This is a genomic window from Caballeronia sp. BR00000012568055, assembly GCF_029439455.1.
Lineage (GTDB): Bacteria > Pseudomonadota > Gammaproteobacteria > Burkholderiales > Burkholderiaceae > Caballeronia.
The window spans coordinates 28,896-44,827 of record NZ_JAQFVG010000301.1 but is presented as its reverse complement, the minus strand read 5'-3'; the positions used below and the strand labels follow the sequence as shown (position 1 = coordinate 44,827).

13 protein-coding genes are annotated in these 15,932 nt (G+C 61.7%); 8 read left to right on the top strand and 5 right to left on the bottom strand.

Annotated elements, in window-relative coordinates:
- Positions 1-85: 85 nt before the first annotated feature.
- Positions 86-451 (top strand): hypothetical protein, encoded by a 366-nt coding sequence (locus P7F28_RS19495; RefSeq protein ID WP_277186310.1) that lies wholly within the window; start codon positions 86-88, stop codon positions 449-451.
- On the opposite strand, the gene P7F28_RS19490 is transcribed toward P7F28_RS19495, so the two are convergent.
- The 3 genes from P7F28_RS19490 to aspT (P7F28_RS19480) all read right to left on the bottom strand — a co-directional run bounded on the left by P7F28_RS19490 (position 452) and on the right by aspT (P7F28_RS19480) (position 4,755).
- Positions 452-1,297 carry an aldo/keto reductase gene (locus P7F28_RS19490; RefSeq protein WP_277186229.1) on the bottom strand — a complete coding sequence of 282 codons (846 nt, stop codon included), beginning with the start codon at positions 1,295-1,297 and terminating at the stop codon, positions 452-454.
- A gap of 64 nt (positions 1,298-1,361) precedes the next feature.
- Positions 1,362-3,050: an aspartate-alanine antiporter gene (gene aspT / locus P7F28_RS19485; protein ID WP_277186228.1), complete on the bottom strand. Its 1,689-nt coding sequence runs from the start codon at positions 3,048-3,050 to the stop codon at positions 1,362-1,364.
- Between the two features lie 22 nt (positions 3,051-3,072).
- Positions 3,073-4,755, bottom strand: coding sequence for an aspartate-alanine antiporter (aspT, locus tag P7F28_RS19480; protein ID WP_277186227.1), 1,683 nt, complete (start codon positions 4,753-4,755; stop codon positions 3,073-3,075).
- A gap of 494 nt (positions 4,756-5,249) precedes the next feature.
- Here aspT (P7F28_RS19480) and P7F28_RS19475 point away from each other — a divergent pair, with 494 nt between their 5' ends.
- Positions 5,250-6,254 (top strand): LysR family transcriptional regulator, encoded by a 1,005-nt coding sequence (locus tag P7F28_RS19475; protein WP_370467362.1) that lies wholly within the window; start codon positions 5,250-5,252, stop codon positions 6,252-6,254.
- Positions 6,255-6,318: 64 nt separating this feature from the next.
- Complete coding sequence (locus tag P7F28_RS19470; RefSeq protein ID WP_277186225.1) at positions 6,319-7,338, top strand: 2-hydroxyacid dehydrogenase; 1,020 nt, start codon at positions 6,319-6,321, stop codon at positions 7,336-7,338.
- A 10-nt stretch (positions 7,339-7,348) separates the two neighbouring features.
- Here the strand turns inward: P7F28_RS19470 and P7F28_RS19465 are convergent, their stop codons facing one another.
- Positions 7,349-7,846, bottom strand: a complete 498-nt coding sequence (locus tag P7F28_RS19465) for a hypothetical protein (RefSeq protein ID WP_277186224.1) — start codon at positions 7,844-7,846, stop codon at positions 7,349-7,351.
- 257 nt (positions 7,847-8,103) lie between these two features.
- Here P7F28_RS19465 and P7F28_RS19460 point away from each other — a divergent pair, with 257 nt between their 5' ends.
- The 4 genes from P7F28_RS19460 to pdeM are packed head-to-tail and all read left to right on the top strand — an operon-like array spanning position 8,104 to position 14,026.
- Positions 8,104-9,141 (top strand): ligase-associated DNA damage response exonuclease, encoded by a 1,038-nt coding sequence (locus tag P7F28_RS19460; protein ID WP_277186223.1) that lies wholly within the window; start codon positions 8,104-8,106, stop codon positions 9,139-9,141.
- The gene (locus P7F28_RS19455; RefSeq protein WP_277186222.1) at positions 9,138-10,793 is read left to right on the top strand and encodes an ATP-dependent DNA ligase; all 1,656 of its coding nucleotides are present in this window, start codon (positions 9,138-9,140) and stop codon (positions 10,791-10,793) included. The genes P7F28_RS19460 and P7F28_RS19455 overlap by 4 nt, the downstream gene beginning before the upstream one ends.
- Positions 10,790-13,351: a ligase-associated DNA damage response DEXH box helicase gene (locus P7F28_RS19450; protein ID WP_277186221.1), complete on the top strand. Its 2,562-nt coding sequence runs from the start codon at positions 10,790-10,792 to the stop codon at positions 13,349-13,351. The genes P7F28_RS19455 and P7F28_RS19450 overlap by 4 nt, the downstream gene beginning before the upstream one ends.
- A 9-nt stretch (positions 13,352-13,360) precedes the next feature.
- On the top strand, positions 13,361-14,026 hold the full coding sequence (gene pdeM / locus P7F28_RS19445) for a ligase-associated DNA damage response endonuclease PdeM (RefSeq protein WP_277186220.1): 666 nt from the start codon (positions 13,361-13,363) through the stop codon (positions 14,024-14,026).
- Here pdeM and P7F28_RS19440 read toward each other — a convergent pair.
- The gene (locus tag P7F28_RS19440) at positions 14,023-14,460 is read right to left on the bottom strand and encodes a hypothetical protein (protein WP_277186219.1); all 438 of its coding nucleotides are present in this window, start codon (positions 14,458-14,460) and stop codon (positions 14,023-14,025) included. The two genes, pdeM and P7F28_RS19440, sit on opposite strands and share 4 nt — an antisense overlap.
- Positions 14,461-14,755: 295 nt before the next feature.
- On the opposite strand from P7F28_RS19440, the gene P7F28_RS19435 reads away from it, so the two are divergent.
- Positions 14,756-15,928 carry an MFS transporter gene (locus P7F28_RS19435; protein WP_277186218.1) on the top strand — a complete coding sequence of 391 codons (1,173 nt, stop codon included), beginning with the start codon at positions 14,756-14,758 and terminating at the stop codon, positions 15,926-15,928.
- Positions 15,929-15,932 lie beyond the last annotated feature (4 nt).

Here is a 15,932-nt window from a genome sequence, read left to right as displayed (position 1 = left end):
CGGTTCACGTATCAACAACATAAAGAGGATTCCATCGATGAAACCCGCTTTCGCTATCGGTCTCGTGCTCGGCTTGGGTCTTGGAATGGGCGTCACCGTGCAGGCGCAAAACGCGCCCACGCCCGGCGCCAGCGATCCGACCTTCTCCGCCTACTCGCTCGCGCAGCAATGCAGCGCAAAGTCCGACAACACGGCGCAAGGTCAGTGCGTGGGCGCGGTGCGCGGCATCGTGCGCGGGTATCAATATGGCGTGCTGTTTTTGTCGCAGCGCGCGTCAGTGCCGGATGCCGAGACCAAGCGTGTGTCGCTGTGTCTGACCGACACGCAGGTCTCGTCCATCGTCGATGATTTCCTCGCCGATGCCAAACAAGTCAACGAAGCCGATCTGAAGCGCACACCGGCCGAAGTCGCGGTGCTCGGCTCGGTGCATCTGCATCACGCGTGTAGCTGATCACAGCATTTCGAGCCGTCGCCTGGCTTTGGGTGGCGCGAACTGCGCATCGATCTGAGCCAGTTCATCCGCCGATAAAGCCAGTTCCAGCGCCGCACGATTTTCCCGCACATGCGCGATATCGGCGGCCTTGGGTATCGCGAAGACTTCGGGCTGCGCCAGCACGAACGCCAGCGCCACCTGAAACGCCGACACGCCACGCGCCTTCGCAATCGTCTCCAGCGCGCCGCCTCGCGGCAGCCGCGCGTGATCGACCGGACTGTAGGCCATCGCGGGCATGCGGCGCTCGCGCAGCCACGGGAACAGATCGAACTCGGGACCGCGCCGCGCGACGTTGTAGAGAATCTGATCGGTGGCGCAGGCATCGCCGCCATCGAGCGAGAAGAGTTCTTCGAGGTCATCGACATCGAAATTGCTGACGCCCCAGTGGCGAATCTTGCCGTCGCCCCTGAGCTTTTCGAAGCCCGCAACCACGCCTTCCAGATCCTCGCCGCCGCGCCAGTGCAGCAAATACAAATCGATGCGATCGGTTTTCAGCCGCTTGAGGCTGCGCTCGCACGCCGCCTGCACGCCGCGCTCGCTGCCGTTATGCGGATACACCTTGCTGACGATAAACAACTCGTCACGCCGATCGCCCAGCGCCTCAGCGATCAGCTTTTCGCTCTCGCCATCGCCGTACATTTCGGCGGTATCGATCAGTGTCATGCCGAGATCGACGCCTTCTTTCAGCGCGGCGATTTCCGCCTTGCGCGCGGCCGGACGCTCGCCCATTTCCCAGGTGCCCTGACCGAGTTTCGGGATCGATTCGCCGTCCGGGAGCGTGATGGTTGGCATTGCATTCGTCATGAAAAGCCTCCTTGTTTCGCCAATTAAGTCCGCCGATTATGGCGCAAGGAGCTTGCCTGTATCGCTAAACGAGTCCGACCAGTAAAGGCCCGAGCAGCGTCAACAGCACGTTCGCCAGCGCATACGTCACCGCGAACGCCGCCGTCGGCACCGCGCTTTCGGCCTTGTCGAGCACGCCGCCGAACGCCGGATTCGCACTGCGCGATCCCGACAGCGCGCCCGCGAAAATCGCCGCGTTGTCGTAGCGCAGCACGTAGCGGCCGAACAGCATCGTCAGAAGCAAGGGGAATAAGGTGACGAAGACGCCGAGCAGAAAGATGGTCAGCCCGCTTTGCTTCACCGTCACGACCGCCTGCAAGCCCGAGTTCAGTCCGACCACCGCGACGAACGCCGCCAATCCAAAGTCCTTCAATAATTGCGATGCAGCGGGCGGCATGACGCCGTACATCGGATGCTTGCCGCGCATCCAGCCGAACACGAGGCCCGCGAGCAGGCAGCCGCCGCCCGAGCCGAGCGTGATCGGAATGCCGCCCACGTGCACCACGATCAGCCCGATCAACAGACCAATCACGATCCCCACGCCCATATAAATAAAGTCGGTCTTGTTGGTGTACGGCAGTTCGTAACCGGCGGCATTCACGGCGCGTTGCGTATCCTGCGGCGTGCCGTAGAACGTGAGCACATCGCCGTGTTCGAGGCGCGTTTCCGGCAGCACGGGCAGCGCCATGCCGGCGCGCGAAATCGCCTGCAAATAGACGCCGTGACGCATTTCACGATCCACCGTCGCGCGCACTTCCGCGATGCTCGTGTGATTCATGCCGCGTTTGGTGAACACGCCCTGCCGCTTCTGCATGACGAGACTCATGCCGTCGTGATCCGCGACTTCCTCCCCTAGTTGCGCCGCCGCGCCGACCATCACGTCGCGCCGTCCGACCACCAGCACGATGTCGCATCGCTCCAGCCGGACGTCCGGGCGCGGTTCGATCGACGTTCCGCCGCGACGGATACGCTCGATCGTAATCATGTCCTGCTCGCCGATTTCGATATCCGCGACCGTGCGCCCCGTCGCCCCGTTCGTCACGCGATACGCCCGCCCGACCAGCGAAGGCAACGCGGACAACTGCCCTTCGCCCGGTCCCGTGCCGCCACCCGCGAGCAACTTCTCCGCATCGACGGATGCGTCGCGCAGACTTCGTCCCATGAACTTCGGCAAGATATTGACGCACACGATGATCGCGCCGAGCGAGCCGAACACGTACGTCACCGCGTAGGCGATCGCCACATCGGATTGCAGCGACTTGACCTGATCGGCGGGCAGACCGAGCCGCGAAATGGCATCGCCCGCCGTACCGATGATCGCCGATTGCGTCAGCGCGCCGCCCGCGGGTCCCGCCGCGAGTCCCTTGTTCAGCCCGAACACTTTTGCGCAGACGAGCACGGTGATCAGCGCGGTCACCGCGAGAAACACGGCCATCGCAATTTCGCGCAGCGTCTTGCGATTCAGCGAGTTGAAGAACTGCGGCCCCGATTCATAACCGACCGCATAGATGAACACGGCGAACATCACCGATTTCACGCCGTTGTCGATCTGCACGCCGACCTGACTCACGACAACCGCCGCCAGCAGCGAGCCGCCCACGCCGCCGAGTTGAAACTTGCCGAAACTGATCTGACCGATGAGATAGCCCGCCGCCAGTGACAAAAACAGCGCGGTCTCCGGAATCTTCTGGAAGATCTGATGGAGCCAGTCCATGCCGTTCCCTATTCAACGCGTTTCAGTTCATCTTGCTCGCGATCCCCACGACCAGCGGCCCGAGCAGCGGCAGCAGCACGTTCGAGATCGCATAAGTAATGGTGTAGCCAATTACCGGCGTCGCGTTGCCGGTCACGCCGGAAAGCGCGCTGATCGCGGGCGTGCTGCATTGCTGACCGGCGATCGCGCCGAGCAGCATCGGCACTTCGAGCTTCAGCAGCATCCGTCCGATAAACAACGACGCCAGCGCCGGCCCCAGCGTAATCACGATGCCCGCAATCGGCAGCGCCACGCCGTATTCGCGGATCAGCCGCAACGCATCCGCACCCGCCGACAAACCGACCGCCGCGATAAACGTGCACAGCCCGAAGTCCTTGATGATCTGCGCCGCCGCCGAGGGCAGCGAGCCGATCACCGGAAAGCGCGAGCGAATCCATCCGAACAGCAGTCCCGCGAGCAGACAGCCGCCGCCCGTGCCGAGCGTCAATTCCACGCCGCCGACCTGCGCCGACAATCTGCCGATGCCGATGCCAATCAGCACGCCCAGCCCGAGATAAACGAAATCGGTCTTCTGCGTCGCGCGAATGATGTAGCCGAGCTTGGACGCGCCGCGCGCCACATCCTCCTTATTGCCGACCAGCGTCAGCACGTCGCCGCGATGAAGCTGCGTGTTCGGCAGCGCGGGAATCGTATTGTCGAGCCGCGTGACGGCGGCGACGAACACGCCGCGCCCCTCCGCCGGCGCAGCACGCGCGCGCGCCTGCGCGAGCGTGAGGCCGTGCAGTTCGCGGCGTGTGAGCATCACGTCGGCTTTTTCGACAACCACGTCCGAGCCGCCACCATTGAACACTTCCTCGCCGATCACACCGATCGCCGCGATCACCGCCTCGCGCCGCCCGCCGATCACAATCCGGTCGCCCGCCTTCAGGACGACCGTCGGCTGCGCCTTGATGACGGAGCGATCGCGCAACACGCGCTGCACGCTGATGTTCTGCCCAAAGCGCTTCTCGATATCACCGATAGACTCGCCCGCCGCCGCCGTCACCTTGAGTTCACGTCCGGCGAGCACGGACATGGCGAGTGACTGGCCTTCGGTCATCGCGCCATCGCCGCCGAGTTCGCGCCAAACCCGTTCGGATTCCTCACGCAAATTCACGCGCAGGATCAGCGGCGCGAACTGGCTGCAAAACAGCACGATCGTAACCAGCCCGAAGAGATAGCTCACGCTGTACGCAGTCACGATATTCGACTGCAAACGCGCCGTATCCGCCGAGGAAAGTCCGAGTCGGTTGATCGCCTCGGACGCCGTGCCGATTACTGCGGATTCCGTTGCGCCGCCCGCGAGCAAACCAGCTGCGGTGCCCGCATCGAGTTTAAGAATGGACACGGCCGCGAGTACGAGCGCGACGACCGCAACGACTTCGATTATCGACAATGCGCCATAACGCCAGCCACGCCCTATGTTGGCGAAAAACTGCGGGCCGCCCGTAAAACCAAGCGCGAAAATGAATAAGGCAAAGGAAATATTCTTGAGATCGGGCGATATGCGCGCACCGCTTTGGCCGAGAATCAGCGCGACGATCAGCGTGCCGCACACGCCGCCGAGTTGAATGGGTCCGAGCTTGAATGAGCCAATAAAAAAGCCGATTGCGAGACTCGCAAATAACGCGATTTCAGGTTGTGCCGCCAGCAGATGCCAAAGCATAAATTTGGCCCATCCCGATCGATTGTGTTGAAACGTTATTCCACGCTATATACAACGGCAATCACGGCACTTTGGAAATGCGGAATATAGACATCAAATTGATAAACTTTAGCAACGTGGCATTTTCGCCATATTTGTTTTAGCGTCTCGCGCAAAAGCACGTGTAAATCATTTAAGCAAATTCCCCATACGAACAACTTTCAGAGCGATATTTGTCTAGCGTGCCAAGTACGTATCCGATAAGCAAAATTCCCTGTTTCATGTGCCGATTTCACCAACAATCGCTGCCTGTACGCAAGTTTCAACTCATTAGACAAAAAACTAAAACATTTCCTGAACAGGCAACTATTGCCAGTTGCTTCTAAGGTTAATTCTGATATTGCAATATGTTCCTTCTGTCAATATTATCCCGAAAACAGGGTTTTCAAAAAGTGGACACGCGCTCCCCGAATGCGCAGTTGTCCAGTCTGTGGCACAACCGAGAGGGCAAAAAGATGAACCAGATCCATGCAATGCGCGTCTTCGTGCGCGTCGCAGATACGGAAAGCTTCCGCCGCGCCGCTCAGCAGCTCGATGTTTCCAACGCACTCGTTACTCGGGCAATTGCTATGCTCGAAGCACATTTGCGCACTCGCCTCATCAATCGCACCACGCGTAATCTTTCATTGACGGAAGCCGGTACGCGTTATCTGGAAGGATGCAGGGCATTACTGGAAGAATTGGATCATCTCGAATCCGCTGTTACACATACAGAGGGTGAACCCAGCGGAACATTGCGCGTAGTCGCATCCAGCGCGCTTTCTTTGTTGACACTGACACCATTAATTGACGGATTTCGCAAGTTATATCCGAAAGTTAATGTCCGGCTGACTTTGGCCGAAAGACATGTCGATTTAGTGGAAGATGGATATGACGTGGGTATCGTCACTGCCTTCATGGTGTCGAGTACCGCGTTGGTCGAACGTCCGGTCGGTGTGAATGCGCTGGTGCCGGTCGCCACGCCCGCGTTTATTGCGGAGCATGGAATGCCAGCCGCACCGGTGGATTTGCAGAACATGCCTTCGGTCGGTCTGCCGAACGACATCCGTAGTTCGTCCTGGCATTTCCGGCATAAGCTCGGCTCGTCCGAACAGGTCACGCTCGCGCCCGTGTATTCGGTCAACAGCGCGCTCATGGTCAGGCTCGCCTCGCTGCGCGGCATGGGCTTTTCCATCTTGCCGGAAGGCATCGTGGCGAACGACATCAAGGACGGCACGCTGGTGCGCCTCCTGCCGGACTACGCTATCGACGGTCCGGAGATGAAAGTTTCGATTGTCTACCCCGGACGTCAATATTTGCCGGCCAAGACCCGCTTCTTCATCGACTATGCTTTGGAAAAGCTGACGCAGGAGGTGAACGCCGCCGCGGCCAAGCCCGACGATGTCTTCCGTCAACGTCCGACCTTCGGACCGACGCAGACACTCGGCGCGACCACGCAGGCAACCGCCACTCAGCACTGACGACACGACGGTCTGTACAAAACGCGGCCGGCGCGTCATTCCAACTGACCGACTGGCCACCGATATGCCCCACACAGACTCCAACCGGCTGATTCTATTCAGTGCCCGCCAGTACGACGCCGATACCTTCCGGCAAGCCAACGAAGCATTCGGCGTCGAACTGGATTTCCAGGAAGCCCATCTGGACGCGCAAACGGCCATCCTCGCGAGAGGGTTCGCGGCCGTTTGCCCCTTTGTCAACGATTCCGTCGATGAAGCGGTTCTACAAAAGCTCCACGAAGGCGGCACGCGGCTGATCGCGCTGCGTTCGGCGGGCTTCAATCACGTGGATCTTCACGCGGCCAAACGGCTCGGCATCACGGTGACGCGCGTTCCGGCGTATTCGCCGCACGCGGTCGCGGAGCATGCGGTCGGGATGATTCTCACGCTCAACCGGCGGCTGCATCGCGCGGTGGCGCGTACGCGTGAAGGCGACTTTTCGCTCACCGGCCTGCTCGGTTTCGATCTGCACGGCAAGACCGTCGGCGTGATCGGCACAGGCATTATCGGCCGCGTGTTCGGCTGCATCATGGCGGGTTTCGGCATGCAGCTGCTTTGCTACGATCCCGGCAAACCCGCCGACGATCTGCTCGCGCGCGGCGCACGCTATGTCGAACTGGACGAACTGCTGGCGAATTCCGATATCCTCTCGCTGCATTGTCCGCTGCTCGAATCCACCTACCATCTGATCGACGAAGACGCGCTCAATCGCATGAAGCGCGGCGCGATGCTCATCAACACCGGGCGCGGCGGACTGGTCGAAAGCAATGCGCTGGTGGGCGCGCTCAAGAGCGGCCAACTCGGCAATCTCGGGCTGGACGTGTACGAGGAAGAAGGCGGTCTGTTCTTCGAAGACCACTCGGACAATCTGCTTCAGGACGATACGCTGGCGCGCCTGCTGACTTTTCCGAATGTCATCATTACCGCGCATCAGGCGTTTTTTACGCGCGAGGCGTTGATCGAGATCGCCGCCACGACGCTCGGCAATATGAAGGCATGGCTCGACGGCACGCCACGCAACACCGTGGACGCGCCTTCGAGCTGAGCCTCAGTGCTCAGACTTCACCGTACTCCGGACTGGACGCATCGGGCGCGGCGCACATTTCGCGCAGCAAATCGGCTTCGCGCTCGTGCACTTCCACCGGCATGCACAACGCGCCCGCGTTCGCCAGATAGCGCGCGCGATGCTGCCCGTTGCGAAACGCGACCACGCCTTCTCGATGCACGCCCAGCAAACCGAGCAAACCCGATGAACGCCGCGCCGTGATCGTCACGTACGGCATTTCGGGCACACGCGGATTGTCCGGGTCGAGAAACTCGCGGATGCCGCGCACCTTGCCGGCGTGCCAGTCGTTGACGGCTTTCAGCACGTAATCGGTGTCGTCGCGATCGGCGCAGGCGAGCAGCTTCTGCACATCGACCAGTACGACCTGATGCCGCGAGCCGACCTCGTTGAACACTCGCTTCAGGCGAACAAAGTCATATTGTCGATGGCTTTGTAGCCTGACGATCCAGACCGCTTCTGCGGCGGTCGGAGCAACCATCGTATCCATGATCGTTTATCTGAAAAGAGACTGCGGCGCGCGCGCCCCGTGCGCGCGTGTTTCGCATACCACCCTTCTTTACGGCAACGGAAAAGAAAACCAAAGAAAAATAATTAGCCCAATTAAATTTTTACACCCTAGTCGCCAATCATGAAAGCGCCATGACGGGCACATGACGTGCTTTTGTTGTCAGAATCGAACACTACGCGCTAACTCGACGGTTCAGGGTTTCATGAGACTGTCACCGAGAGCGGCATCAACGATACGTGGACAACTCCAACGACCTCATCGTCGCGCGACCCGAAGGACTGTTCTGTCCGCCGGGCCACTTTTATATCGATCCATGGCGTCCCGTGGAACGCGCGATCATCACGCACGCGCACGCGGATCACGCGCGCTTCGGGCATGCGCGTTACCTGTGCGCGGAACCGGGACTCGGCGTGTTGACGTCGAGATTGCCGGGTATCGATGTGCAAGGTCTGCGCTATGGAGAAGCAATCGACGTGAACGGTGTGCGCGTGTCGCTGCATCCTGCGGGACATGTGCTCGGGTCGTCGCAGGTGCGCGTGGAGCACGCGGGGCGCGTGTGGGTCGCGTCCGGCGATTACAAGGTCGAGCCCGATCCGACATGCGTGCCTTTCGAACCCGTACGTTGCGATACCTTCATCACCGAATCCACGTTCGGCCTGCCGATCTATCGATGGGACCCGTCGCAAGTCGTGTTCGATGGCATCGATTCTTGGTGGCGGCACAACGCATCGCAAGGGCGCGCGTCGGTGCTGTTCTGCTATTCGTTCGGCAAGGCGCAGCGCGTGCTCGCGGGTATCGATGCGGGCATCGGTCCGATTTTTTGTCATGGCGCGGTGGAGCCGTTGAATCGTGCTTATCGCGAAGCGGGCGTAGCCTTGCCACCGACGCGTCTCGTCAGTGAAATCGCCGCGAAGGATAAAGCGATGTTCAAGGGCGCGCTGATCGTCGCGCCGCCATCCGCGCAAGGCAGCACGTGGATGCGCCGCTTCGGCGATTACAGCGATGCCTTCGCCTCCGGCTGGATGCGTCTGCGCGGCACGCGGCGTCGCAAGGGCGTGGATCGCGGATTCGTGCTGTCGGATCATGCGGACTGGCCGGGACTGCAGCTCGCGATCGGCGCAAGCGGTGCGGAGCGCGTGATCGTCACGCATGGTCAGATCGAACCGATGGTGCGCTGGCTTTGCGATCAAGGTCTCGACGCGGGCGCATTCAAAACCGAATACGGCGATGACGACATCGAAGCCGCCGCCGCTGACAAGGCCGAGGCGACATGAGACGCTTCGCCACGCTCTATACCGCGCTCGACGCCACCACATCGACCAATGAAAAGCTCGAAGCGCTGATTGCGTATTTCTCGGCGGCGGAACCGGAAGACGCGGCGTGGGCATCGTATTTTCTGGCGGGCGGGAAGCCGCGTCAGTCGGTGCCGACGCGGCTGATGACGGAGATCGCTGGTGCGCGCGCGGGGTTGCCGGATTGGCTGTTCGAAGAGTCGTATCAGGCGGTCGGCGATCTGGCGGAGACGATTGCGCATGTGTTGCCGCCCGCCAGTCGTGAGTCGGAGTTGGGGCTTGCGCAGTGGATCGAAGAACGTGTGTTGACCTTGCGCCGCGCGTCGCCTGAACAATTGCGCGAGCGGCTGCTGTCGTATTGGGACGAACTGAACTGGAGCGAGCGTTTTCTGCTGACGAAGCTGATCGGCGGCGGCTTCCGCGTGGGCGTCGCGCGGCAGCTGGTGGTGCGCGCGTTGGCCGAAGTCGCGGGCGTCGATCATAAGCGTATCGCGCAGCGCATGGTCGGCTGGACCGACTCGCGGCAAGCGCCGAGCGCGGCGCGTTATCTGCGACTGATCGCGCCCGCCGTCGAAGGCGAAGATGTCGATACCCCGCACGAAAGCGATCTCGGGCTGCCGTTTCCGTTCTTTCTCGCGCATCCGTTGCAGGCCGATCCCGCGACGCTGGGCGATCCCTCGGAGTGGATCATCGAATGGAAATGGGATGGCATTCGCGCGCAGTTGGTCAAGCGCGGCGGGCGCGTGTGGATCTGGTCGCGCGGTGAAGACCTCGTCACGGAGCGATTTCCCGAGCTTGCCGCGCTCGGTGAAGCGCTGCCCGATGGCACCGTGATCGATGGCGAAATCCTCGCGTGGGAACCGGGCGCGGACGCGCCGCTGCCGTTCGCGCGTCTGCAGCCGCGCATCACGCGAAGATCGCTGACGAAGAAAGTGCTCGCCGATTCCCCCGCCGCCCTGCTCGCCTACGATCTTCTCGAAGCCGATGGCCGCGATCTGCGCACCGAGCCTTTGCATGCGCGTCGTGCGCGGCTGGATGCGCTGGCGTCATCGCTGCACGCGGACGTTTTGCGCGTGTCGCCGCTTGTCACCGCGAAAGACTGGACCACGTTGGCGACATTGCGCGACGAAAGCCGAGCGCGCGGCGTCGAAGGCTTCATGCTGAAAGAACGCTCGTCGATGTACGGCGTCGGCCGCACCAAGTCGTCGGGAACCTGGTGGAAGTGGAAGATCGACCCATACGCGATCGATGCCGTCTTGCTCTACGCCCAACGCGGTCACGGCCGGCGCGCGAGCCTCTACACGGATTTCACCTTCGCCGTCTGGGACGAAGCCGATGGAGTGCGCACGCTCGTGCCCTTCGCCAAGGCGTATTCCGGCCTCACCGATGAAGAAATGCGCCAGGTCGATGCCATCGTGCGCAAGACGACCATCGAAAAGTTCGGGCCAGTGCGCAGCGTCACGCCGACTCTCGTGTTCGAGATCGGCTTCGAAGGGATTCAGGCGAGTCCGCGTCACAAGTCGGGCATCGCGGTGCGATTTCCGCGCATGCTGCGCTGGCGCACCGACAAGGCAATCGATGACGCCGACACGCTCGATATGCTCAAAGGCTTCCTCAACGAGGCGATGGCATGAGCACATCGCCACGTCCGCGTCCGCGTCGAATTCCTCGCACACAAGCCGCACAGGCAAAGCTCGACGCTGCCGCCGAGCTGTTCAAACCTGCGCCTTTGGTCTACGACGCAATCGAAGCCGCGAAACCCATCGATGAACGCATCGCACGATGGTTCGGTGAGCGCAACTGGAAACCGTTCGACTTCCAGCGCGAGGTCTGGCGCGAAGTCGAACGCGGCGCGAGCGGCCTGCTTCACGCGACCACGGGCGCGGGCAAAACCTGGGCGATCTGGCTCGGCGCACTCGCCGCGTTTTCCAACGAAAAACCGAACGCGCCGCTCACCGTCCTCTGGATCACGCCGATGCGCGCGCTCGCCGCCGATACCGCCCGCGCGCTGCAAACGGCGGTCACGGCGCTTTCGGTGCCGTGGACCATCGGCCTGCGCACCGGCGATACACAATCGGGCGAACGCGCGAAGCAAAACCGCCGCATGCCGTCCACGCTCGTGACCACGCCCGAAAGCCTCACGCTGATGCTCACGCGCGCTAACGCACGCGACGAACTGAAGCATCTGCGGATGATCGTGGTCGATGAATGGCACGAGTTGCTCGGCAACAAGCGCGGCACGCAGACGCAACTGGCGATCGCGCGGCTGGCGCGCTGGCGTCCCGATCTGCAAATCTGGGGCTTGTCGGCGACGCTCGGCAATCTCGCACTCGCGCACGATGCGCTGTTGCATCCCGTAAAAACGCCGCGCGTGGTCGTGCAAGGCGCGCAGCCGAAAACGCTTATCGTCGATACGCTGATTCCCGCGACCATCGAACGATTTCCGTGGGGCGGGCATCTCGGCGTGCGTCAGGTCAAACCCGTCGCCGATGAAATCGAACGCGCGCAAAGCTCGCTGGTGTTCACCAACACGCGTTCGCAGGCGGAAATCTGGTATCGCGCCTTGCTGGAGACGCGGCCGGAATGGGCCGGGCTGATCGCGCTGCATCACGGATCGCTCGATAAGGAAGTGCGCGACTGGGTCGAACTGGGTTTGAAGAACGGCCAACTGAAGGCGGTCGTGTGTACGTCGAGTCTCGATCTCGGCGTCGATTTCCTGCCGGTGGATCGCGTGTTTCAGATCGGTTCGCCGAAGGGCGTCGCGCGTTTGATGCAGCGTGCCGGCCGATCCGGCCACGCGCCGGGACGCGTGTCGCGCGTGACGATCGTGCCGACGCATGCGCTCGAACTGGTCGAAGCGGCGGCGGCGCGCTGGGCGATCGGCGAGCGCCGTATCGAAGGGCGCGATATGCCGCTCAAGCCGCTCGATGTGCTGGTTCAGCATCTCGTGACCGTGGCGATCGGCGGCGGTTTCGAAGCGGCTCCCATGCTCGATGAAGTGCGCAGCGCGTATGCGTATCGCGATCTGACACAGAAGGAATTCGATTGGGCGCTGGCGTTTGTCGAGCGTGGCGGCGCATCGCTTGGGGCGTATCCGGATTATCACCGCGTGGTGCGCGGCGATGACGGGGTGTATCGCGTGCCGCGTGAGGATCTGGTGAGAAGGCATCGGAATAATGTCGGGACGATCGTTTCGAATGGCACGATCAATGTGGCGTATATGACGGGCGGACGCATCGGCGCGATGGAGGAATCGTTCATTTCGCGGCTCAAGCCCGGCGATGTCTTCACCTTCGGCGGACGCACGCTCGAACTGATCCGCGTGCGCGATATGATCGCCTACGTCAAACGCGCGACGTCCTCGCGCGGCGCGATGCCGACATGGGCGGGCAGCAAGATGCCGCTATCGTCGGAACTGGCGGAGTCGGCGCTGGTGATGCTGGCGCGCGCCAGCGATGGCATCTACGACGAACCCGAGATGCAGGCCATCAAACCGCTGCTCGATTTGCAGGCGAAGTGGTCCGCGCTGCCCGGACCCGGCGTGCTGGTGGTCGAAAACGTGCGTTCGCGCGAAGGGCATCATTTCTTCTGCTATCCGTTCGCGGGACGCATGGCGCATATCGGCCTCGGCTCGCTGATCGGCTGGCGCGTCGCGCGCGATCAGCCCTCCACCTTCTCCATTTCGATGAACGATTACGGCTTCGAATTGCTTTCCGCGCGCCCGTTCGACTGGGAGACGCTGATCGCGGAAGGTTTATTCTCGGCGGAGAATCTGGAGCACGATATTCTGGCGAGTCTCAATGCGTCGGAGCTATCGGCACGCAGGTTTCGCGAGATCGCGCGCGTGTCGGGATTGATTTATCAGGGCCATCCGGGGCAACAGAAAAGTGCGCGGCAATTGCAGGCGTCGAGCGGACTGTTCTACGAAGTCTTCCGCAAGCACGACAGCGATAATCTGCTGCTCGCACAAGCCGATCAGGAAGTCATGTTGCAGGAACTGGAACTCGGCAGAATCCGCGCCGCGCTCGAACGCATGAACGACAGCCGCCTCGCGCTCACGCATCCGAAAAAACCGACGCCGTTCGCCTTTCCGCTGATCGTCGGGCGATTGAGGGAAAAAGTGAGCACGGAGAAACTCGCGGATCGCGTCGAACGCATGCTGATGGATCTGGAGAAAGCCGCTGGAACTTAACCTAACGATATGCCGATAGAAGCACTGACCATCGATGTACAAGGCCACGCGCTGATTCTCTCAGCCGACCGCGCCGCCTACGATCCGAAGTCCCAAAGCCTGTTTATCGCCGATGCGCATTTCGGCAAGGACGCCGTGTTCCGCGCGCGCGGCATTCCCGTGCCCGTCGGCGCAACCGATGAAACGCTCGCGCGGCTGGATCGGCTGATCGCCACGCATCATCCGGAAACCATCGTGTTTCTGGGCGACTTGCTGCACGCGCGCGAATCGCATGCGGAGGAAACATTGCGCGCGCTGGACGCGTGGCGCGAGAAGCATCGCGCGCTGAAGCTCGTGCTGGTCGAAGGCAATCACGATAAACATGCGGGCGCGCTGCCGGCATCGTTCGATATGGATGTCGTGAAGGAGCCGTATCGGCTTGGGCCGTGGGCGCTGTGCCATCACCCGCAGCGCGTCGCCGATGGCTACGCACTCGCCGGCCACGAGCATCCCGTGTACAAGCTGGCGACGCGAATCGACAGCGCGCGTTTGCCGTGCTTTCGATTTGGTCCGACATCCGGCGTGCTGCCCGCGTTCGGCGCGTTCACAGGCGGTTACGAAGTGAACGGCGAGGTGCGCGGCGAATCGGTCTATGTGATCGCGGGCGAACGCGTGTTCGGCGTGCGCGCTCCTTAGTTCGTGTGATACGTGGTCGTCGATGATTGCAGCTTGGTCAACACGCCGCGCTGATAGCGAAACCAGCCTTGCGAGCCTTGCATCACGACTTCATCGCCCTGCCAGAACACGCGTTTAACGACCATGCGCTTGCCCGTGCGCTGAATCAGCGGCGGATTGCGGCGGAAGTCGTAGAGAATCGGGCCGGTGTCGGTCTGCACGAGCGTACGCGCGATCGCGTCGTTCGATGTGCCGATATCGTCGAAATGGGCCAGCGTGTTCGCATCGAAACGATCGACGATCTGGTTGTTCAGCGTCACGACGAAATCGCGATCGTCGCGCACGAATTGCAGCGCGCCTGCGGGCGTGGCGATCGGACCTGTTGCGTTGTTCTGCGCGTGAACGACGTTGGAAAAAGCCAGCCCGGCGAGCAGGGCGAGAAGAATAGGTTTCATCGAAAAAATCCGGAATTCAGCGTGTGCTGCAATTTTCCAACACTTTCACGGATATTCCACGGATAGATGTCGCGCAATGAAGCGCACGCCTGCGACATTTTGTCGAAAGCAATGCTTACTTACGGCTTCATGTGCCGCAAGACTCCTGCATTGCGTGCCTGTTCAAAAAAATAATTCTGCATCGACCAGGCCAATGTGGATAAGGGTTTTTACCAACATCGTAAAAAAGCTTTCGGTAGAATCCGAACCTTGACCTCGCTCAAGGCGAGGATGAATCCTTCTCCCGCCCGCCGCCATGCCTCTGCCCCTTCTCGCTCTCGCCGTTGCCGCGTTCGGCATCGGCACGACCGAATTCGTCATCATGGGCCTGTTGCCCAATGTCGCCCGCGATCTCGGTGTATCGATTCCGGCGGCGGGCATGTTGGTGTCCGGGTACGCGCTCGGCGTGACCATCGGCGCGCCGATTCTCGCTGTCATCACCGCAAAAATGGCGCGCAAGAAAGCGCTGATGAACCTCATTGCGGTGTTTATCGTCGGCAATCTGCTGTGTGCGATTGCACCGAATTACTGGGTGCTGATGGGCGCGCGTATCGTCACCGCGTTCTGTCATGGCGCGTTCTTTGGAATCGGTTCCGTGGTGGCGGCGAATCTGGTCGCGCCGAATCGGCGCGCGCAGGCGATCGCGCTGATGTTCACCGGTCTGACGCTCGCCAACGTGCTCGGCGTGCCGCTCGGCACCGCGCTCGGACAAGCGGCCGGCTGGCGCGCGACATTCTGGGTGGTGACGGCGATCGGTCTGGTCGCGGCGGGCGCGCTGCATCTGTGTTTGCCGAAGCATATCGAGATGCAGGACACCAGCATCCTGCGCGAATTCGACGTGCTGAAGAACCCGCAAGTGCTGATGGTGCTGGGCATCAGCGTGTTGGCATCGGCAAGTCTGTTCTCGGTGTTCACCTACATCACGCCGATTCTCGAAGACGTCACCGGCCTGTCGCCGCACGCGGTCACGTACGTGCTGCTGCTGTTCGGCCTCGGGCTGACGGTCGGCAGCACGCTCGGCGGCAAGCTCGCGGACTGGAAGCTGTTGCGCTCGCTGCTGACTTTTCTCGTGTCGATCATGGTGATTCTGACGATCTTCGCGGGCACCATGCACGAGCCGGTTTCTGCGATGATCACCATCTTCCTGTGGGGCGTGCTCGCCTTCGCGATCGTGCCGCCGCTGCAAATGCTGATCGTCAACCGCGCCAGCGATGCCCCGAATCTCGCCTCCACGCTGAACCAGGGCGCGTTCAACCTGGGCAACGCGACCGGCGCGTGGCTCGGCGGCTGCGTGATCAGCGCGGGCGCGCCGCTGACCTCGCTGCCGTGGGTCGGCATTCTGATGGCGGGCTGCTCCTTCGCGCTTACGCTCCTCTCCGCCACGCTCGATAAACGTGCGCGCCGGCTCGCAATCGGGCAAGCTGCGTGACGTC